Source organism: Corallincola holothuriorum (genome assembly GCF_003336225.1).
Taxonomy (GTDB): domain Bacteria; phylum Pseudomonadota; class Gammaproteobacteria; order Enterobacterales; family Neiellaceae; genus Corallincola; species Corallincola holothuriorum.
In genome coordinates this window covers 363,603-384,314 of sequence record NZ_QPID01000001.1, presented here as the reverse complement: position 1 = coordinate 384,314, position 20,712 = coordinate 363,603, and the positions used below count along the sequence as shown (strand labels likewise).

Annotated in this window: 14 protein-coding genes and 4 tRNA genes; 10 read left to right on the top strand and 8 right to left on the bottom strand. The window is 47.5% G+C overall.

Going from position 1 to position 20,712, the window contains the following annotated elements; translation table 11 throughout:
• Nucleotides 1-43: 43 nt before the first annotated feature.
• Nucleotides 44-553 (top strand): 3-hydroxyacyl-[acyl-carrier-protein] dehydratase FabA, encoded by a 510-nt coding sequence (gene fabA / locus DU002_RS01540; protein WP_233496362.1) that lies wholly within the window; start codon nt 44-46, stop codon nt 551-553.
• An 84-nt stretch (nt 554-637) separates the two neighbouring features.
• Here the strand turns inward: fabA and rmf are convergent, their stop codons facing one another.
• From rmf to rlmKL, 5 genes are all read right to left on the bottom strand, one after another.
• Nucleotides 638-814 carry a ribosome modulation factor gene (rmf, locus tag DU002_RS01535; protein WP_114336854.1) on the bottom strand — a complete coding sequence of 59 codons (177 nt, stop codon included), beginning with the start codon at nt 812-814 and terminating at the stop codon, nt 638-640.
• A gap of 109 nt (nt 815-923) precedes the next feature.
• A complete protein-coding gene (locus DU002_RS01530; protein WP_114336582.1) occupies nt 924-2,588 on the bottom strand; it encodes a DUF3466 family protein in 1,665 nt (554 codons plus the stop codon).
• Between the two features lie 19 nt (nt 2,589-2,607).
• Entirely contained in the window at nt 2,608-4,494 is a 1,887-nt protein-coding gene (uup, locus tag DU002_RS01525) for an ATP-binding cassette ATPase Uup (protein WP_114336581.1), read from the bottom strand.
• Complete coding sequence (locus tag DU002_RS01520) at nt 4,491-4,730, bottom strand: glutaredoxin family protein (RefSeq protein ID WP_114336580.1); 240 nt, start codon at nt 4,728-4,730, stop codon at nt 4,491-4,493. The genes uup and DU002_RS01520 overlap by 4 nt, the downstream gene beginning before the upstream one ends.
• Nucleotides 4,727-6,826, bottom strand: a complete 2,100-nt coding sequence (rlmKL, locus tag DU002_RS01515) for a bifunctional 23S rRNA (guanine(2069)-N(7))-methyltransferase RlmK/23S rRNA (guanine(2445)-N(2))-methyltransferase RlmL (protein ID WP_158537927.1) — start codon at nt 6,824-6,826, stop codon at nt 4,727-4,729. The genes DU002_RS01520 and rlmKL overlap by 4 nt, the downstream gene beginning before the upstream one ends.
• Before the next feature lie 140 nt (nt 6,827-6,966).
• Between rlmKL and DU002_RS01510 the strand changes: the two genes are divergently transcribed.
• The 9 genes from DU002_RS01510 to DU002_RS01470 all read left to right on the top strand — a co-directional run bounded on the left by DU002_RS01510 (nt 6,967) and on the right by DU002_RS01470 (nt 14,050).
• Nucleotides 6,967-7,043 (top strand) — tRNA-Met (locus DU002_RS01510).
• A 59-nt stretch (nt 7,044-7,102) separates the two neighbouring features.
• Nucleotides 7,103-7,179, top strand: a tRNA-Met gene (locus DU002_RS01505).
• Nucleotides 7,180-7,239: 60 nt separating this feature from the next.
• A tRNA-Met gene (locus DU002_RS01500) sits at nt 7,240-7,316 on the top strand.
• A 32-nt stretch (nt 7,317-7,348) separates the two neighbouring features.
• Nucleotides 7,349-7,425 (top strand) — tRNA-Met (locus DU002_RS01495).
• Nucleotides 7,426-7,627: 202 nt separating this feature from the next.
• Complete coding sequence (locus DU002_RS01490) at nt 7,628-9,277, top strand: response regulator (RefSeq protein WP_114336578.1); 1,650 nt, start codon at nt 7,628-7,630, stop codon at nt 9,275-9,277.
• A 99-nt stretch (nt 9,278-9,376) separates the two neighbouring features.
• Nucleotides 9,377-10,756, top strand: coding sequence for a TolC family protein (locus DU002_RS01485; protein ID WP_114336577.1), 1,380 nt, complete (start codon nt 9,377-9,379; stop codon nt 10,754-10,756).
• Entirely contained in the window at nt 10,756-11,733 is a 978-nt protein-coding gene (locus DU002_RS01480) for an HlyD family secretion protein (RefSeq protein ID WP_114336576.1), read from the top strand. The genes DU002_RS01485 and DU002_RS01480 overlap by 1 nt, the downstream gene beginning before the upstream one ends.
• Nucleotides 11,720-12,898: an ABC transporter permease gene (locus DU002_RS01475; RefSeq protein WP_147271755.1), complete on the top strand. Its 1,179-nt coding sequence runs from the start codon at nt 11,720-11,722 to the stop codon at nt 12,896-12,898. Before DU002_RS01480 ends, DU002_RS01475 begins: the two co-directional genes overlap by 14 nt.
• 3 nt (nt 12,899-12,901) lie before the next feature.
• On the top strand, nt 12,902-14,050 hold the full coding sequence (locus DU002_RS01470) for an ABC transporter permease (protein WP_114336574.1): 1,149 nt from the start codon (nt 12,902-12,904) through the stop codon (nt 14,048-14,050).
• Between the two features lie 20 nt (nt 14,051-14,070).
• Here the strand turns inward: DU002_RS01470 and DU002_RS01465 are convergent, their stop codons facing one another.
• From DU002_RS01465 to DU002_RS01455, 3 genes are all read right to left on the bottom strand, one after another.
• Nucleotides 14,071-14,619: a cell division protein ZapC domain-containing protein gene (locus DU002_RS01465; RefSeq protein ID WP_114336573.1), complete on the bottom strand. Its 549-nt coding sequence runs from the start codon at nt 14,617-14,619 to the stop codon at nt 14,071-14,073.
• Nucleotides 14,620-14,765: 146 nt separating this feature from the next.
• Nucleotides 14,766-15,782: a quinone-dependent dihydroorotate dehydrogenase gene (gene pyrD / locus DU002_RS01460; protein WP_114336853.1), complete on the bottom strand. Its 1,017-nt coding sequence runs from the start codon at nt 15,780-15,782 to the stop codon at nt 14,766-14,768.
• A 44-nt stretch (nt 15,783-15,826) separates the two neighbouring features.
• Nucleotides 15,827-20,653, bottom strand: coding sequence for an NAD-glutamate dehydrogenase (locus tag DU002_RS01455; RefSeq protein ID WP_114336572.1), 4,827 nt, complete (start codon nt 20,651-20,653; stop codon nt 15,827-15,829).
• Nucleotides 20,654-20,712: the final 59 nt, after the last annotated feature.

Genomic DNA, 20,712 nt, shown 5'->3' with positions numbered 1-20,712 from the left:
CTGTTCGCTAATCTAGCCGCCTAAAATGGTAATGGAAGAAATCATGCAATCAAGTTACAGCAAAGAAGAACTATTAGCCTGTGGTCGTGGTGAGTTATTCGGGCCGGGCAATGCTCAATTGCCAGTGCCTAATATGCTCATGATGGATCGCATCATCGAGATAAACGCCGACGGTGGCGCATTTGGTAAGGGTCAATTGATCGCCGAGCTAGATGTAACTCCAGACCTGTGGTTCTTTGATTGCCATTTCATTGGTGATCCTGTGATGCCGGGATGTTTGGGCCTTGATGCGATGTGGCAGCTGGTTGGTTTCTTCCTCGGTTGGGGCGGCAGCCCAGGCCGTGGTCGCGCACTTGGTGTGGGCGAGGTAAAGTTCACCGGCCAAGTGTTGCCAACAGCAAAGAAAGTCACCTATAAAATCGACTTGAAGCGTGTTATCCGCCGTAAACTCGTAATGGGTATCGGTGACGGTATCGTTGAAGTTGATGGTAAGAAGATCTATGAAGCGACAGATCTTAAAGTGGGTCTTTTCACTGATACAACGACTTTCTAATCGCTGATACAGGCGAAAAAAAGCCCCTTCCGAGGGGCTTTTTTGATTCCACTGTGATGTGGGCTTATCGATAGAACATACTTGTCACTTAGGGGTAATACCTGCGGTTCTGTTTTCTACCGCTTCTCTCCATCCCCCCATCCATTGAGAGCGAGGCTCAATACTTTGGTACGGACAGTCTTCTCTTGAACGACCTATTACGCCAGCTTGATAACCACGAGCGTGTGCACGCTCCATACGATCTCTTTTTTGCCGTTTCATCATACAGTGTCATCCTCGTTTTTCAGAAGAAAGCGCGCCGGTGACAGCCCGCCTACACTTATATACTCAGTCAGACAACATGATGACACAAAGTCATATTGGCTATTAGTTAATCAACTTTTCGAATAAGCCAGCGTCTACGCAGGATTGCGGCGCTTAGCAAGCCCAAGAAGCTAACAAAACTATTTGCGGCGCCTGAACGGGAAAATGATTCTTCTTCTTCCTCAGGGCAAATCTCTGGAATGCCATCAAGGTCAACGGTCAATCGGACGGCTCTCGCAACATTCTCAGTTTCTTGTTCGCCATCATCACCAATAATCGGCTCTCCCTCGTCATCTACTGCTGGCACAGTGATTAGAGCTACAGCCATGATGTTATTCTCTTCATCAATATGGTTAGCTTCGACGATCTCATAATCTGAATCGCAAGGTAATAAGGCGTTAATATCACTAAATGTGTTGGTGTTGATGTCATAAACGAAAGCGTGCTTGCGCCGTGGTATTTGCGGATTGACCCTTTCGTATTCGCCGAAACCAACCACATAGCCGCTGCTATTGACGCTACGCGCGGTACTGGATGAACCGTTATAGAAATCTGTCACCGGCGAGTTGTCACCATAGGCAGAGATCAATTCGGCTCCCTCTTTACCCAACTCATAATAGAAAAACTTACTCCGCCAATAACCATTAATAAGACGCGTCACATCACCAACAACATAGCTGATGCCTTGCGCATTCTCATCACTGATGTCGTAAGCGACACTGGCGCGATACTCATCAGGATCAGTAATATCGATCACCTGGTCATTTTGATAAATTGCTGCATATGTACGAATAAAATCGTCGTCACCGTCCTCAAATGCGTAGCTCATCCCAACTGAGACAGCCTGCGCATTTACCGCGAGTGCTTGACTGATAAACTGTCGTTCGTCATCTTCATCCGGGGTAGCGAGCATCCCCAAATCTTTCGATGATAAAACGTTACCCTGGTCATCTAGCTGCCATTGATAAGCGCGTAACTGATAGTTTAGCGATCGAGTACATACTGCTAACGGGACATCCTGTTCGGGGCAACTCTCTTCTGCGTATTCACGGCTCGACTCAGTCAGATCTATGCTGGCATAACCGACAACTAAATTACTGTTATTAATGTCTGAAGCTACACTGACACCACCATATTCTATATTTGGTGCCAACAGAGGCAGGGCTTCATCTATTACATAAACATAACCTCTAGCTTGGAAGTCACGGGCAAAATAGGTGAGCTCATCACCATCCTCCTCAGTGTAGGGAATAGCATAATAAGGTGCGGTACCCATGCCGACGATCATCTGCCCATCGTTAATAGCAAAAGCGATATCATTGGTGCTACCCGAAAGCTCGTTGGTTTCATCTTCTATTTCGTCAAAAATAACCAAGCGCTGGGTTACATTACCATCAGTAGCAAATGCAACTTCATTTCCTTGGGGCGGCTCTAGGTAATCTTCATCTTCATCATCATCGTCTTCAATTTCGTCGTTGATATCGTCGTTAATGTTATCGTCAATATCATCGTCAAGTTCATCATCACCATCTTCCGGATCTATACCGAGGTTGGGCTCGAATCGATCCTTTGCAGTTGCGGCAACGTCGCCGGCAGCATTACTCTTCATTGCGTAACTGCTTTTTACATTGTCCACAGTACCAAGGTCTTCGACTGTGTAGGTAACCGCTGTTGCGCTCAGAGGAATAAAACTGAGAAGAAAAGAAGCGGTTGATAATTGTTTTATACGCATTGGTCTACCCTAATTTCAGCTAACCGTTGGCTTGTGAATCAAGCTCTTCCCATCGTTCGAAAGCACTTTCAAGCTCTTTCTCCACTGCATTGAGTGAATCAAGAACCGGCTGCGTTTTAGCGACAGGTTGGGAAAAGAATTCGGTCTCACTGATCTGTGTTTGTAATTCGGCTACTTGTTGCTCTAAGACCTCAATGCGTTGCGGCAATCCGTCCAGCTCAAGCTGCAGCTTGTATGATAACTTTTTGGTTTTTGGTGCAGAAGCCTTAACCGTTGGTTTTGGTTTCGTTTCGGCGCTTGCTTCACGTTTTAGGCCATTTTCCAACATCGGCAGCTCTGAATACCCGCCGACATGAATATTAAGGCCTGCGGTATCTTCAAAGCGCCAGCAACTCGTTGCCACATTATCGATAAAAGCACGGTCATGACTTACCAATAAAACCGTACCGGGATACTGAGCAACCAACTCTTCTAGCAACTCCAGCGTTTCGACATCCAGATCATTTGTAGGTTCATCAAGAATTAACAAATTAGAAGGCTTTAGGAAAAGCTTTGCTAACAGCAGTCGGTTTTTTTCGCCGCCGGATAGAGCTCTAACGGGTTGTAACGCCCGTTTCGGTGCAAACAAAAAGTCCTGAAGATAGCCAAGCACGTGACGCATACGCCCTTGGTACTCGAACTCTTGGCGACCGTCAGCGACCGTATCGACTACAGTTTTATCCGGGTCTAACTGATCACGGTATTGGTCGAAGTAGGCAGTTTGCAGTTTCGTGCCACAACGGAATGCACCTTGAGTGGCGGAGATTTCGCCAAGAAGCATCTTAATTAAGCTCGATTTACCGCAACCATTGGGGCCAACCAGTGCGATACGATCACCGCGCATGATTTGTGTCGTCATACCATCAAACAGCAACTTATCGCCACGGGACAATGCGACCTCTTTAAGCTCGAAGACCAATTTACCCGACTTCTCACCTTCATTAATCTGCATCGCTGCGCGACCCTGGCGTTCGATACGTTCGCTACGCTCCTGCCGCATCGCTTTGAGCGCCCTCACCCTTCCTTCATTTCTAGTGCGTCGCGCTTTGATCCCTTGGCGGATCCACTTCTCTTCTTCTGCTAACCGTTTATCAAACTCAGCTTGATGTTTCGCTTCAGTCTCCAGCCAGGTCGCCTTACCTTCCAGATACTTGTCATAATTTCCCGGCCAGCTCGTTAGCACGCCTCGGTCAAGATCAACGATACGAGTTGCCAGCTTACGGATAAATGTTCGGTCGTGACTAATAAAGATGATCGCACCCTTAAACTGGGTGATAAATTGCTCTAGCCAGAGTACTGCGTCGATATCCAGATGGTTAGTAGGCTCATCAAGTAGCAACAGATCGGGTTGCGTGACCAATGCGCGAGCAAGCGCTACTCGCCGCAACCAACCACCACTGAGGCTGGCCAGATCAGCGTTAATATCCAATTCGAGTCGCTTCGCAATTGTTTCAATCTGGCTTTGAAAGCTCCAACCATCAACTGCATCGAGTTTACTTTGCAAATCAGCAAGTTTCGACATGGCGGCCGCATCATCAGCATCCATAGACAAGCTCAGTGCCTGAAAATCACGCAGATGATTACCAGTGTCTCCTAGCCCGCCAGCGATGTAGTCGAAGACTGTAACGTCAGCTTTCGCCGGCGGGTCTTGATCTAAGCGTGCCATGCGCACATCGCTTCGCAATTGCAGCCGGCCATCATCTAGCTGGACATCACCACAAATCACTTTCATTAAGCTGGATTTTCCAGCGCCATTGCGGCCAACCAAACAAACTCGCTCGCCAGCTTCAATGGTAAAGTTTGCGTTTTCTAACAAAGGTACCTGGCCGTATGCCAGGCAAGCGTCCTCTAAAACAAGCAGGGTCATGAAATACTCTCAATAGAATGCTGGACACGCTGAATATCAAACGGCCAATCAAGTTCAATAGAATGGTTTAGTGCCAATACCGGAATACGAATGCGGAAACGCTGCAAGTCGTCATCATTATCCATTATGTCAACGACTCTCAGCTGCATGCCATTATCAACCAAAGGTGCTAATAACTGCTGCGCCTCCTGACAAAGGTGACAACCATCAGTGCTATAGAGGATTGCCTCAATCAACGCTCACACTCCAATAGGAAACAGTGGTGAATTCGTTGATTTCGTTTAAAATCTTCTGGCAGGCTGGCCTCTGTCACGTCTTGTATAGACAAGTCGTATTTTGCCAGTTTTTCGCTATCTAGCTTGAAGCCGCGAAGGTTGTTAGAAAATACGATCACCCCACCAGGGGTTAACAATTCTCTTGCGTAGGCTAGCAATTCCACATGATCACGTTGTACATCAAAATGCCCTTCCATCTTCTTCGAATTGGAAAAGCTTGGCGGATCTATAAAAATCAGATCAAAGCGGTCAGAAGTTGAAACTAACCACTTCATGCAGTCAGCCTTAATTAGCTGATGCTGTTTTGGATCCATGCCGTTGAGTTCAAAGTTTCGAGCTGCCCAGTCCAAATAGGTGCGGGACATGTCTACGCTAACTGACGAAGTTGCACCGCCTTTGGCAGCATGGCAGGTCGCAGTGCCAGTGTAACAAAAAAGATTCAGTACCCGTTGGCCCTCGGCCATAGCACCAAGCTCCATGCGCACAGTGCGATGATCAAGGAATAAACCAGTGTCTAGATAATCAAGCGGGTTGATCCAGAAGCGGCACTGTCCCTCGTTAACTTTAAACCAGACGTTAGCTTGTTGCTGGCGCTCATATTGCTGTGCGCCCCGTTGCCGCATTCGGGTTTTCAACGCGATCTGGCGACTGTCCACTTGCGGCAGATCTGCAAGTGCGACTAGCGCATCATTTAGCCTGTTTTGGGCTTTCTTTTCATCTATCGTCTTCGGTGCCGCAAACTCCTGAACGATCACCCAATCACCGTAGAAATCGATAGCTAGGTTATATTCGGGTAAATCTCGGTCATAGACACGGTAGCAATCGGTATCCGACTGTTTAATCCACTTATTCAATCGCTTCATGTTCTTTTTCACACGATTGATAAAGTCTTCTGCGATAGGTTTCGGCTCACTGCTACTAATCTGATAGCTGGCTAACGTGCCTTTCAGTTGACCGTTGTAAAGTGTGTGCCTTTTATCTGCCCGCATGCGCAACTGGTTCAATAAGCTGCCATCAATGTTATATATCAATGCACGCCAGTCACCAAAGTGTGCCTTTAACTGGGTGCCGAACTGATAATGCAAGGCAAGCACTTCAGCCAACGTACCAAGACGTTCGCCATATGGCGGATTAGAGATCACCGTCCCTTGGGCGCCGTACTTATTGGTCAAGTCTGCTATGTCACCATAAGCGAAATTGATCAGGTGACCGACACCTGCTGCATGGGCATTATCTTTTGCCAGCCCGAGTACGCTGCGGTCGAGATCTAAGCCAAAGAAGCGTTTGCCAGTTGTTGCGCGCCCTTCTTTCGCCTTTATCTCTGCTTCATCTCGTACCGACTTCCATTCATTTTGATTTGCCAACGGCCAGCGTTGAAACGGGAAGAAATCTCGTAGCAAACCCGGGCCAACATTCGCCGCCATCATGGCCGCTTCAATCAGAATAGTGCCACTACCGCACATGGGATCGACTAAAGGCTGATCATCACTTGCTTGCCAATTACCGCGCATTAACATAGCTGCGGCAAGTGTTTCGCGCATCGGTGCTTTACCTGCTTTGTCGCGATAGCCACGCATATGCAGTGGCCCGGAGAGGTCGATCGCCAAACTGATCCGATCACGATGCAAATAAGCATGAATACGCAGGTCAGGATGGGTTTTATCAACATTAGGCCGTGGCAACCCAGCATCACGCATATAGTCTACAACCGCGTCCTTAACTGTTTGCGCACCAAATTGGGTATTCCGCATCCAATCATTGGTGCCATCGAAATGAACTGCGATCGTCGCATCTGCATGCATATGCTGTTGCCAATCGATCTGTTTTGCCGCCGCATGCAGTGAATCAGCGCTATTAACGTCATATTCACCTAATCGAAATAGTAAACGAGAAGCGACTCGGCTATTAAGGCAAAAACGATAAATGAATGCCGTTTCCGCCTCGACTCTAACGCCAGCACGCGTAACTTTTACTTCGGCGGCGCCGTACTGTTCGGCTTCGCGCGCTACAAGGTCTTCAGTGCCTAAAGGGGCAGTAATAAAAAATGGCAGGGTCATAAATGTTCGGCTGCGAGAAAAAGGACAGCGCATTATAGAGAAAACCACATAGAATGTCTTTGTCTGGCTAAAGATGCAGCAAACGATTAACTAGTGCTTGCATCTCACAGATCACTTCCCTATGATGCGTCCCTCTCAGACGCGGGATGGAGCAGTCTGGTAGCTCGTCGGGCTCATAACCCGAAGGTCGTCGGTTCAAATCCGGCTCCCGCAACCAATTCTTTTTCTTCGGAAAAGACACCAGGACTTGGTTGCGTACTGAGAGATATTTTCGGACGCGGGATGGAGCAGTCTGGTAGCTCGTCGGGCTCATAACCCGAAGGTCGTCGGTTCAAATCCGGCTCCCGCAACCAATTTCCTGAATCATTCAGTTACTTGGTTGCCGAATATATGCAAAGAGTAGTGTCTTCGGACGCGGGATGGAGCAGTCTGGTAGCTCGTCGGGCTCATAACCCGAAGGTCGTCGGTTCAAATCCGGCTCCCGCAACCAACTACTTGTTTATAGTGATACACCTCCTCGGACGCGGGATGGAGCAGTCTGGTAGCTCGTCGGGCTCATAACCCGAAGGTCGTCGGTTCAAATCCGGCTCCCGCAACCAATTTTCAGCAATATCCACCTTAACTCAACAATGAGTATTTTCCCCTTACCTTAAACTAGCTATTCCCTGCCATAGCAGTTATGCGTTAACAAAATGTGCGTCCCTGCGCATAAACATAAACGATCGGACTGCCACCTTTTCCCGCTGACTTGTATACTCTGTTTTAATATTGTTAACAAAACTCCTCTAAAGTAGCTAATAAATGAATGCGGTTGACCATAGCGAGCTAGATAACCTTCCAGGCCTAAATGTCCTGATCATAGATGACAACCCTATCGTTCATGACACGCTCAAAGCTGCATTTGAAGGAATGGGGATAAGGAACATCAAAAGTGCACAGAACGCCTTCCATGGTCTGCGTCTGTGTGAAGAAAATAACTTTCACGTCGTTGTCTGTGCTTTCAATGTAAATAGTGATAAAGATGGCTTCCACCTGCTGGAAGAGTTGAAGTTTAAAGGGTACGTCAATAAGCGAACCGTACTTATCTTCCTTAGCTCTGAGACCAGTGAAGCGCTTGTTAATAGCATTGTTGAACTTCAGCCAGATGATTTTTGGGTAAAACCTCTATCCGCAAAAGCAGTGCAATCACGACTAGAGGCGACACTGCTGATCAAGCAGAAGCTATTCAATATCTATCAAGCTATAGATTGTGGTAACTACTCTAAGGTCATCTATTATGCGGAACGCCATCTTCTTTCTCCTGAACTAAAAAAATATCAGGCCAATTTGCTGCGCATGAAAGCGGAAGCGCTGTTGAATTTGCGTGAATTCGGCAGTGCCGAACTATTCTACCGTGATCTTCTTTGTAGCTATAAATACCCCTGGACCTACATCGGTTTTGTTAAGTCATTGCTAAAGCAGGAGAAATTAGCTGAAATTGACGAGTTACTGGCGAAGCTAACCACGCAACCGGAAACGCGCTTTGCGACTTATGAGATGTTAGCTGAGTACTATATTGAAGCTGAAGACTACGAACGCGCCTACAGCGAGATAAAAAAGGCAACTGCCCTCGCCCCTCGAAATATTGAACGCAATAAGAAGTCATGGGACTTAGCTCGTTTAACCCATGATCATGAAGGGCAATATATTGCGACTAAAAACATGGCGCAGTATGCACGCAACTCAATACATGACTCACCGGAGCTACAGCTGAACGTGATACGTGCTGGGATCGATTTTGCTAACTCATTGACAGATAGCCGAGCGACAACGATCTTGGCAGAAACAGAACGGAAGCTAAACCAAATTGAACAAGACTACGAAGACGCACATTACTTTAAAGAACAGATAGTGATCTCAAAGGCACGCTTGCACAATGCACGCAACGAAGAAGATAAAGCTAAAAAAATGGTCGAGAACCACGTCTCCTTGCGCCCAAGCGTTTCTATCGAAGATAACCTAGATAAAGTAAAAGTCTTCCATGAACTCAACATGCGCGAAGAGTCCATGAAGCTACTTGAAGCGATAAAGCGTCAGATAGGCGGTGATACGCTGACCAGCCAGGTGGTAGGAAAGTATGTTGAACAGGAAGCCGATGAGCGTGAAGAGATCCATTTTACGCCGAAGCAACTTAACTCCATGGCCGTGGAGTTCTATAAAAAGAACAAACTGACTCCCGCAGCCAATGTTCTTGAGCAAGCACTTCAGTTATCACCGAAAAACTATAAGTTAGCCATTAGCTTATTAAAGGTGCTTATTAAAATCAGGCGCAGTGAGCATCACAACCAAAGTCAGCTCGATCTCGCAGAATCGACTATCTCTCGGTTAAAGCTTTTAGAACTGCCCGGCAGCGATGCGCAGGTGTTCAATGAGTTAAGTCAAATGTGGGAACGGATAAATAAGCTGCACTAACTAATAAAACTATTTTGTTTTTTTAATAACGTATTGTTTAGCTTAAAGGATTAAATTGAAGTGAGCGTTATTCAGTTATCAGGGAACAGATCGTTTTCAATGGCACTCTTATTGGCTTTATGGCAGCTAGCGTTGCCATCTGCTGCTGAGAGTGTCAGTTTTTCCGAAGCATGGCAGGCGCTGCTTAAAAACAACGACGGCCTCGCCGCTGAGCGTGCCAATATTGATAAGAATAAACACTTACAAGACGCTGCAGGTGATCTCTACCTACCTAAAGTCGATCTCCGTGGTCGATACACCTACTTTGATGACGACATAGAATTAAAGCCTTCTCAAATCCTTGATCGAATGAACAATGCGCCAGATCTTGGTGAGCTGTTCCCAAATGTAGCAGGTGAACTTAATGAGGCCCTCACGACACAGATAGCCAAGCAGAGCCAGTTCAAAAGCTCTGTGACGGCTATTTGGCCTGTTTTTACTGGATTTAAGATTGAAGCAGCACAAGATATTGCCCACTATCGGACAGAAGAAGCTAGGCATCTGTTAGAGATGGAACAACACGCCAAGTTTGAAGACTTAGCAAAAATCTATTTTGGTACGGTATTGGCGAAAGAGGTATTACGCACACGGGTACAGGTCGAAGAAGGCCTGCAAAAACATCGCGACATCGCCTTGAAATATGAGGCACAAGGTCAGATCGCCAAAGTTGAACGGCTGCAGGCTGAGGCTTCCCTTGATAGAGCAACCGTTGAGCGGAAAAAAGCGGAGCGCCAAGTCGAAATTGCTCAAATAGCATTAACGCAAATGATTAAATCACAGGACAATACCATCCCCAGTAGTGCGCTGTTTACCAATGAAACTATTCCGCCAAAATCTGACTTCTTACGCAACACCTTAGCCACTTACCCCGGACTCAATTTATTATCAGCCAAACGTGAGCAAGCCAAGGGATTAGTGAAAGTAGAACAAGGTAACTATTATCCCGACGTTTACCTCTTCGGTGAGTACAATGTTTATGAAGATGACTCCATTGTTTCCGACCTAAGACCTGACTGGATTGTCGGTGTTGGAGTCAGTGTGCCATTGTTGGATCCTGGTGGGCGTTCCGGCAAGCTTAATGCGGCACACAGCACTGTGACACAAGTGGATTACCTGCGCGCTCAGGCGACACGAGACCTGACGACGCTGGTAGAAAAAACATACCGTGAGTCGCAGCAGGCACTAGAAGAGTATGCGGGTTTAAAAAGCAGTATTGCGTTGGCGGAAGAAAACCTTCATCTACGTAGCAAAGCATTTTCCCAAGGGTTAGCCACTTCTATCGATGTTATTGATGCCGAGCTTTTTTTAGCCTCTATTAAAACTCAGCGTCTTGTCGCCTCATATCATTATGTTATTTCACTCTCTCAGTTAATGGCCATCAGTGGTGGAATTAATAACTTTGAAAGCTACCAAAACAATTCTGCGCCCGAGGTTCAGTAATGCGCCAATTTAAAATAGTCGCCATCATTACAGCTCTACTCCTGATAGTTTGTTGGCTCGGTTACCGCTTTTACCTCGCCTATCAACCGCAACCTATGCGACTACAAGGCCAGATTGAAGCGCGTCAATATAGTGTCTCTTCCAAGGTGCCCGGTCGTATCGGTGAACTTCTGGTAAAGAAAGGGGACTCTGTCACGGTCGGCCAAGCAATATTTACCATCAACAGCCCTGAACTCGCCGCTAAGCTGTCCCAGGCAAAGGCTGGCAACGAGGCTGCGTCAGCGCTGGCTGATGAAGCCCTAAATGGTGCCCGCCGCCAGGCGATCGCAGCAGCAAAAGATCAATGGCTTATGGCAAAAGCCGCCGCCAAACTATTTGAGAAGACTTATCAGCGGATCGACAACCTTTACCAAGATGGCGTTTTGGCGGAGCAGAAACGCGACGAAGTGTATACCGAGTGGCAGGCAGCAAAATATACCGAGAGTACAGCACGGCAGTTATACGAAATGGCGCAGGAAGGCGCGCGGAAAGAAACACAACGGGCGGCGCAAGCCAATGCCAGAATGACGGCAGGCATTGTTGCCGAGGTTGAAGCCTATGTTGCAGATACCCAGGTTAACAGTCGTCACAGTGGTGAAATCAGTGCCGTTTTATTGCGTCCAGGCGAACTTGCGCCACAGGGGTTCCCTGTCGTCACACTGATCGATATGAACGACGCCTGGGCGGTGTTTAATGTTCGTGAAGATCGCCTTAAACGCTTTAATAAAGATAGTGAATTTGAAGCCGTTATCCCGGCGTTAGGGGAGCAAAGCATTACCTTTAAGGTGCACCATGTTGCAGTCATGGGCGATTTTGCCACGTGGCGTAGTACGGACAGTAGCCAAGGTTTTGATATGCGCACATTTGAAGTTGAAGCTAGGCCTGTCACACCCATTCCAGGGTTGCGAGCAGGCATGAGTGTGCTTGCTAGCTATTAATATGGAAGGGTTTAAATCAAAATGGCATGCAGAGTGGCAGCTTATTCGCGGCGACTTTTGGCTTAAGGCGCTCCTATTTTGGTTACCACCCCTGCTGTTTCTAACCTTCTGGTATATTTTTTCCGCCAGTGTGGCCAGTGATGTCAAAGTAGGCGTGGTTGACCTCGATAAGTCGGCCATGTCTCGGCAGCTTGTGCGTTACTATGATGCCAACTCGGTGATTGCTATCAGCGATGAATACGATGATGTGGCATCAGGTACACTTGCACTGCGGGGCGGTGAGATATATGCGCTGATTGTTGTGCCGGTTGGTTTGGAAAAGAAGACCATCAAAGGTTTCCCTCCCCAAGTCACTGCATTTACTAATGGTCAGGTGCTACTGGTTGCCAAGTTAGTTAATTCGGCATTGATGCAAGCCCATGGCACCTTTTCTGCTGGCGTTGATCTGTTTAAAAACATGGCTAATTCAAGCCCAGAAATTAAACAGGCTTTCGCGAAAGCGGTGCCGATCCGCGGACAAATAACACCACTGTTTAACAGCAATAGTAACTACGGGCACTTCCTTGTTACCGCAGCAATCCCGGCCATCTGGCAAATTGTTATTGTCGTAACAGCCGTTCTGGCGCTGAATGCCAGTATTAAGGCTGGCCAGTTGCACACTTGGTTAAACGGTACACCGATCTTAACCTTAACGGCTAAATTACTGCCATACACCCTTCTTCATCTGGCAATGGGCGTTGCTTTTCTCATCTTTATGTATGATTTACTTGGCTGGCCAATGCATGGCAGTTGGCTAATTTTATTGCTTGGACAACTGCTAATGATTATTGCCTGCCAGGGTGTGGGGGCGATGCTCTTTCTGATATTTAAAAATGCATCACATGCCATGAGCCTTGCTTCTGGCTACACAGCCCCTGCGTTTGCATTTATGGGGGTAACTTTCCCATCCTCCGATATGCCGTTAATGGCTCAGATCTGGCGCAACATGTTACCAGTGAGCCATTATGTTGAACTTCAGATAATGCAGGCTAATTACGCAGCGACATTGATGCAATCTTTGCCGCAGCTGGGTTGGTTAGGTGCACTGTTTACACCGCTTTGCGCCGCGTTTGTTCTGGTGATTCTCACCGACAAGGCGAATCAACATCAGTCGGTGGAGTGCTAAATAGTGGCTTGGTTACAGTTATTCCGACTCGAATTTAGGGCGATTTTAAGTGACTTCTCAGTTGCTTTTACCATCTTCGGAGGCATTGTTGCCTATTCGTTTCTTTACCCCTTGCCCTATTCCAACCAAGTGCCACGTGAACAACATACTGTGATTGTTAATGAGGATGGCAGCCAACTTAGTCGCAAGTTAGAACGGATGCTAGATGCCACGCCGGAAGTTAAAGTGGTGAAGCGCGTGCATACCATCGCGGAAGCGCGAACCATGCTGCTCAGTGGTGAAGCTGGTGGCATATTGGTCATACCAAGCGACTTCTACCGCGACCTGTTGCTGGGTAAGAGCCCCGTGCTTGGCTATGCTGGCAACGCCAGCTATTTTTTGATTTACAGCACCGTCGTTGAAGGGATGGCGAAAGCCGCAGGTACGCTGGGAGCTGAAGTTAAGGTGTTAAACCACATACTATCCGGCGATGCACTACCCCGTGCAGAAAAACAGTACTCACCGCTACAACTCAATGTGAAACCGGTATTCAACAGCACCATGGGTTACGTCAATTATGTCGTCCCTGCAGTCTTTGTACTTATTTTGCATCAGACGCTGTTGATGGCCGTCGGCGAATTAAGCAGTCATCAAAACCACAGCAAGAAGCGGAGCGAAGGTTATTGGTTGCAAATACCAATATGGCGGTTACTTATCGTTCGTGTGCTGACCTTTGGGGGAATTTATGCACTCGGAGCGCTCTACTATTTTGGTTTTGCCTTCGAGTTTTATGACATCACCCGGTTAGCTTCGCCATTAGAGCTGTGGGGATTAATAATTCCATTCATCTTATCCGTGATTGCTTTGGGCGTTGTACTTGGGCAGCTGATTCGACGACCAGAGATCTTATCTCTACTTGTGCTGCTCAGTTCTCTAATCCTAGCGTTCAGTGCAGGCTTTATCTGGCCACTGTCCTCAGTCCCGCCGCTGTTAGTTTGGTTAACCAATCTCGTACCATCAACCCCGGCGATCCAAAGCTTTCTTATGCTCAACCAGATGGGCGCAGATTTTTCGCAGATCCTTCCTCAGTACTCGTTGCTTTGGTTGCAAACGATTGGCTACGGAGGATTAGCTTATTGGCTGCTTAACAGAAGGGATATTGAAGACGCCTAACCGGATAGGGATAAAAATGGTTAGGCGATTTGCGAGCCGGTAAAAGATTGACTGGTACTTACATAACCCACTACGCGATCGTTCATCACTTTGATGCAATCAAACATCTGCATCGATTTACTATCACTCAAAGCGATTGAGTCATCTAAAAGCATACACAGGCACGCCTGCTCCGTCGTTTCCAGCACCAAAAATTGCCCGACCGCCCCACTCAGACACTGCAACTCAACCAACAAATCGTCATGAACATTAAGTTGTGCTGCACCAGGAGTAAAAAACCAGCTTTTCGGCATCATGGGCAATAAGAAACGTTTTGCCGCAACGGCATTAAGCGCACACTGGACAAGCAGCGGCTGAGGCAACAGCTTATAGGCCAGAAGCACTTCCAAAATCTGGTGGTACTCTTTTGCATCATCCGTTGAGAATGGTTGCGACTGAAGCGCAACGGGACAAAGCTGTTTACGACGAAAATGCGTCTTAAAATGCATATCATCGTCTAGAGCGACACATAAGCGATCTGCCGACTCATCGAAGTACCAGCGCCATCCCTGTCTAGGCTGCATTAACATCTATTTACTCTATTCTATTAGTTTTATTGTATTTTTTATATGCGGCCATTGTCTTTACCATGGCCAAGTTAAGCAAGTGTTTTAATAAAAAAGTGTGATAAAAAATAACGTGGCCGTTAAGCCACGTTATTTAATTAACTATCAGTTTAGAGTTTCAGTCGGTTGACGATATCTTTAATTAGCGGTGGGCCTTCATAAATAAAGCCGGTATACAGCTGTACCAAACTGGCGCCAGCGTTGATCTTGTCTTGAGCGGCTTCAGCACTGTCGATACCACCGACACCAATTATCGGTATTTCGCCTTTTAACAGGGCACTTAATTTACTGATTATTTGTGTGCTGCTTTGTGCTACTGGACGCCCGCTAAGCCCCCCTGCTTCATCGGCATGCTTATGTCCTGCTACCGCCGATCTTTCTAGTGTCGTGTTCGTCGCAATGACACCATCGATATTGTGATTGATCAAGGATGTCGCCACTTGCGCGAGCTCCTCATCATCAAGATCGGGGGCGATTTTAACTGCCAACGGCACGTATTTACCGTGGATTTTAGCTAACTCGCTTTGTCGCAGCTTTAATGCAGCGAGCAGCTCATCGAGCGCTTCACCATATTGCAGGCTTCTTAAACCCGGCGTGTTAGGTGATGAGATATTGACAGCGATATAGGATGCATGCGGATACACTTTATCCATACAGATGAGATAGTCATCTTTGCCCTGCTCGACTGGTGTGTCTTTATTTTTGCCAATATTTATTCCCAAAACACCTTTGAAGTTGGACTTTTTCACTTCATCAACAAGGTGATCAACGCCTTTGTTATTAAAGCCCATGCGATTAATCAACGCATGATGCTCCACTAAGCGGAAGATCCGAGGAGAATCATTACCCGGCTGTGCTCTAGGAGTAATGGTGCCTATCTCCACGAAACCAAAACCTAACGCATCCCATACATTGATGCATTCACCGTTCTTATCAAGGCCCGCAGCCAAGCCCACGGGATTAGGGAATTCGATCCCCATCACCGTGACCGGTTTAGCTGGCAGGTTTTGGCGTAATAGCGACAACAGACAGCTATCACGCAATTGGCTGAAGCGGTGGATCGTAAAATCGTGAGCCCATTCCGGATCACGGGCGAAAAGAAAGGCACGCGCAAATTTATACAGCATCATTAACCGTTATCTGTTGCGGGTGCCGCGATGGCACCCAGCTCTTATTTCGGTTCGCAATTGTGACTCAGAAGCATAAGCTCACGCAAGGCGACTGAGAACTTGGCGAACTCATGGCTTTGACTGGTACGGAATTCACCAAGCATATGGAACCAGCGCTGGATCTCTTTTTCATGCTCGGTAAACCAGGTGTCCAGCATTTTTAAAGGCTCGCATAGGCCGCTACAGTATCGCAACACCACAATAGATAAAGCGCGCTGCTGCCAATCAAGTTCCTCTCTAAAAGAGGCTCGGGCTAACGCTTGCCAGTGATTCGAGACGGGTTGCTCCGAGATCTGTTTCAGGAACCAGTGCAGATCAAGTCGGGCACCGAGTTTGAAATAGACATCCGCCACCAACGTGATTGGACGCTCTGATTCAATGACAACTTCGGCGATGTCCAACGCTGAAAACAGTGTACTAAGCTGCCCCATGTGGGTGGCAACCTCTGTCGGCAGTCCTTCGCGCTCCAATTGCGAAATAGCTTGAGAAAGCTCTGCAACCTCATCATCAATCAGGTACTCGGCGAGGTTATTGCGCAGTTCATCAAAGGTCGGTTGATAACGCTTTATCGTCTGCTCAATAGTGAGTGTTCTATCGCGGTGACGCAGAAACCAACGTGTGGCGCGGCGGATAATTCGACGCATTTGAAACAGCAATTCACTTTGTACGATCGCCGGGATCTTATTGTCGCAAACAGACACTGCTTGCCATAAGTATTCCAGCTGAAACACTTCGCGGGCCATGGTATAGCAGTTCGCGATTTCGGCCTCTGATGCACCCGTTTCGTCTTGTAGTCGGCCGACAAAATTAAAGCCCACATCATCAACCAAGGCATTGGCGATCTGTGTCGCAATGATCTCTGCCCGAAGCGGATGATGCTGCATCTGCTTTTTGTATTTCTTTTGCAACTGAGCTGGGAAGGCCCCTACCAGTGAACGGTTATGGTAGCCGACATCTGTCACTTCCGGCACCAATAAACGCTCTTTAAGGTACATTTTGCCATAAGCCAACAACACGCAGAGTTCAGGTCTCGTCAGCCCTTTCCCTGCGAGTAGTCGTTCTGCTAACTCTTCGTCGTTAGGCAAAAACTCGAGGTTGCGATCGAGCAATCCTTCGCGCTCCATTGCATGGATAAAGCGCTGGTATTCTTTTACTTGTTCTTCGTCACGTAGCTGCGATACCGACAAACCTTGGGTTTGACGGTAACAGTTGTCCAATACAATACGGCTCACATCATCAGTCATTTCGTACAACAGTTTGTTGCGCTGTTTTACCGTTAGATCGCCATTATTCACTAAGGTGTTTAGTAGAATTTTGATATTCACTTCGTTGTCAGAACAGTCAACACCGCCAACGTTATCAGTGAAGTCGGTGTTAACCCGGCCCCCCTTGGCGGCGTATTCAATACGTCCAAGCTGCGTGGCGCCAAGATTTCCGCCCTCACCAACAATTTTCGCTTTTACCTGCTGGCCATTAACCCTCACGGCGTCATTAGCACGGTCGCCAACATCACTGTTGTTCTCAGCTTCGGATTTGATGTAGGTACCGATACCGCCGTTCCACAACAGGTCAACAGGCATCTGCAGCAGTTGCTTTATCAACTCTGTCGGCGTTAATGACCGTTCAGTGCTACCTAAAAGGGTTTGGATCTCTGCACTTAAAGGGATCGCCTTGGCGCTGCGTTCGAATATGCCACCGCCTTTCGAGATCAATGTTTGGTTATAGTCGCTCCAACTGGATCGAGCTAAATGAAACAAGCGCGTGCGCTCGGCAAAGCTACTAGCGGCATCAGGGGCGGGGTCGATAAAAATATGTTGATGATTAAACGCCGCGATAAGCCTGGTTTTGTCACTGAGTAACATGCCATTGCCAAACACGTCCCCTGCCATATCACCAACACCAACGCAGGTGAACTCATCCTGCTGACAATCGACACCGATCTCTCTGAAGTGACGTTTTACCGATTCCCACGCCCCTCTAGCCGTAATCCCCATCTTTTTGTGGTCGTATCCTACGCTACCACCTGAGGCAAATGCGTCCCCTAACCAAAAGTCGTACTGTGCGGATATTTCATTGGCGATATCAGAAAAAGTGGCGGTTCCTTTGTCTGCCGCGACAACCAGATATGTGTCATCTTCATCATGGCGAACCACGTTACTCGGCGGAATGACCTTGCCTTCAATTACGTTGTCAGTGATATCCAATAAACCGCGAATAAAGGTGCGGTAGCACGCTTGCCCTTCGGCTAGAAATGCTTCGCGGTCATTGCTGCCAGGTAATTTTTTACAAACAAAACCGCCTTTCGCCCCGACGGGCACAATCACTGTATTTTTAACTTGCTGAGCTTTAACTAAGCCGAGCACTTCGGTACGAAAATCTTCCCGACGATCAGACCAGCGCAATCCTCCACGGGCTACTTTACCGCCGCGTAGATGAACCCCTTCCACCCGCGGTGAATAGATAAACACTTCAAATCTGGGTAGCGGCAGTGGCACATCAGAGATATGTTCAGGCGACAATTTGAAAGAGATGTACGTTTTATCACGGCCATCGCTTAACGCCTGGTAGTAGTTAGTGCGTAATGTCGCTTCAACTAATTCGGCATAGCGGCGAATTATTCGGTCGTCATCTAGGCTGCTGACACTTTCAAGCGATGCTTCGAGTTCAATCAATAATAGAGAGAGATCTCTTTGCTGAATCGCTGGACTAAACTTAGTTTCAAATATTGCCAACAGTTGACGGGCGATCGCTGGATAGCGCGAGAGTGTTTCTTCAATATATTGCTGGCTAAAACTACTGCCAATCTGGCGCATATACTTGGCATATGCACGTAACATAGAAACCTGTCGCCCAGTTAGACCGGCACTTAAGATCAGCCGATTAAATCCATCATTTTCATAAATCCCATCCCATACGCCGCTCAGCGCTTCAACAAAGCGCCCCTGGACTTTACTGATATCGAGTGGCTTTTCATTGGTATGGGCCATATGAAACTCGAGCACCCAATGCAGCAACCCGCTGTTATCGCGGATCTTATATGGACGCTCACCAATTACACGTAAGCCCATGTTTTCTAATAGCGGCAAGATATCCGAAAGATGCAACGGCAGGTCTTGATGATAGAGCTTTAACCTCACCTCTTTTGAGCTCTGTTTTTCCTCCTGAGCGCGGTAAAACAGCATACCCAAACGGTGTTGTTCAGTCAGACGTTCTAGCTGTTCAATATCTGCGAGTACACTACCAGGAAGCACATCATCTTTGTAACCGCGAGGAAAGCCGTCAGCATATTTCTGATGCAGCCTTTTGCCCTCCTCCTCACCAAATTGCCCAAGTAGTGCATCCTGGAATTTGTCTTCCCATGAGCGCGCCGCTTCGATTAAGTTCTGTTCAATCTGCTTCACATCGATATCCATCGTATTATCTTTGACATGCACTATGTAGTGGGTGCGCGCGAGTACCGACTCTGAAAAGAACGTCGTAAACTCAACCGGTTCGACGCTGTTAAAGTATCGCTTCAAAATCGACTGCGTTTGTTGTCGCAACAATGTGTTGTAACGCTCCTTCGGTACATAAACCATGCAGGAGAAGAATCTGCCAAAAAGATCCCGGCGCACAAACAGACGAGTCATGTCACGCTCTTGCATTTGCAGCACGCCGAGCCCAATGTTCAACAGTTCGGACTCTGGGCTTTGCAATAGTTCGTCGCGTGGGTAAGTTTCAAGAATATTCAGAAGCGCTTTGTAGGCATGGGAGCCAACGGCGTAGCCAGAGCCTGCCATCACTCTTTCAAGCTTATTACGGATCAGCGGTACCTGTGTCGCACTCTGGTTATAAACTGACGCCGCATAGAGGCCGATAAATCGGTGCTCGCCGATCACCTTACCTTTACCGTCAAATTGCTTGATACCGATATAATCAATATATGCCGGTCGATGAACGCGCGATTTTGAGTTTGTCTTAGTTAGTACCAACAGGCTGCTATCTAACGCATTTTCTCTGGCGCTGGTCGGCAATGAGCTTAAATTACGTGAGCGTTTAGTATGGCTGGAGCGCATCAAGCCCAAGCTAGAGCCATCCACCTGACTTAAGATGTGATCGCCTTTCACCGCCTCGACTTTGTATTCTCGATACCCCATCAGAGTGAAGTTATGGTTTTTAACCCAGGCTAAGAACTCGATCGCCTCGTGGCGCTCCTCCTCATTTCCTGGAAACGGAGCGCTTTCAAGGCTGGCTAGCACCGATTGCAGTTGCGTCTGCATTGGCATCCAATCTGCCACCGCAAGTGCTACGTCGCGAAATACTGATGCCAACTCTTCGGCTATCTTATGCCTATCACTCTCTGAGGTTTGCCGATCTATCTCGACATGAAATGCGGTTATGTTGCGCTCAGCGTTGGCATCAAGCTGCTGCAACGCGGATATTTCGCCGTCTTTCACCTCTATCGAGAGCGGCGCATTGAGCAGTAAGTGGGCGGTGATCCCCAGGCGTTTTAACGCCATCCGCAACGAATCCACCATGAACGGTGTATCTTGTTGAATTAACTCTATGATGGTGTGGTTTGAATGCCAGCCATGGCTTGCTACTTCTGGGTTAAACACTTCAATGCTTGGATGCTCAAGGTCATGGGATTGCATCAGATGCCAAAGGCTCATCACGCCGCCATAAAGATCACTGTCACTGCGGCCAGCGAGATCCTCTAAAGAAATATTGCGATATAAACGTTGAGCTAACTGCTCGACCATAACGGCTTCCTGTTGTGGAAGCTTGGTATATATCAGTGAATTCAATCGTTCTAGGAGTACAGAGAAGTTGGCTTCATGTTGGGCCATAAATATCACCTTGCAGGCTTGTTGTTATAAGACCAGTGCCTTGTTTTTGTCTTTACTAT

Coding starts and splice junctions, on each gene's coding strand:
- fabA (WP_233496362.1), top strand. CDS start 44: ATGCAATCAAGTTACAGCAAAGAAGAACTATTAGCCTGTGGTCGTGGT.
- pyrD (WP_114336853.1), bottom strand. CDS start 15,782: ATGCTGTATAAATTTGCGCGTGCCTTTCTTTTCGCCCGTGATCCGGAA.
- rmf (WP_114336854.1), bottom strand. CDS start 814: ATGAAACGGCAAAAAAGAGATCGTATGGAGCGTGCACACGCTCGTGGT.
- DU002_RS01465 (WP_114336573.1), bottom strand. CDS start 14,619: ATGTTAATGCAGCCTAGACAGGGATGGCGCTGGTACTTCGATGAGTCG.
- DU002_RS01455 (WP_114336572.1), bottom strand. CDS start 20,653: ATGGCCCAACATGAAGCCAACTTCTCTGTACTCCTAGAACGATTGAAT.
- uup (WP_114336581.1), bottom strand. CDS start 4,494: ATGACCCTGCTTGTTTTAGAGGACGCTTGCCTGGCATACGGCCAGGTA.
- DU002_RS01485 (WP_114336577.1), top strand. CDS start 9,377: ATGGCACTCTTATTGGCTTTATGGCAGCTAGCGTTGCCATCTGCTGCT.
- DU002_RS01490 (WP_114336578.1), top strand. CDS start 7,628: ATGAATGCGGTTGACCATAGCGAGCTAGATAACCTTCCAGGCCTAAAT.
- DU002_RS01480 (WP_114336576.1), top strand. CDS start 10,756: ATGCGCCAATTTAAAATAGTCGCCATCATTACAGCTCTACTCCTGATA.
- rlmKL (WP_158537927.1), bottom strand. CDS start 6,826: ATGACCCTGCCATTTTTTATTACTGCCCCTTTAGGCACTGAAGACCTT.
- DU002_RS01530 (WP_114336582.1), bottom strand. CDS start 2,588: ATGCGTATAAAACAATTATCAACCGCTTCTTTTCTTCTCAGTTTTATT.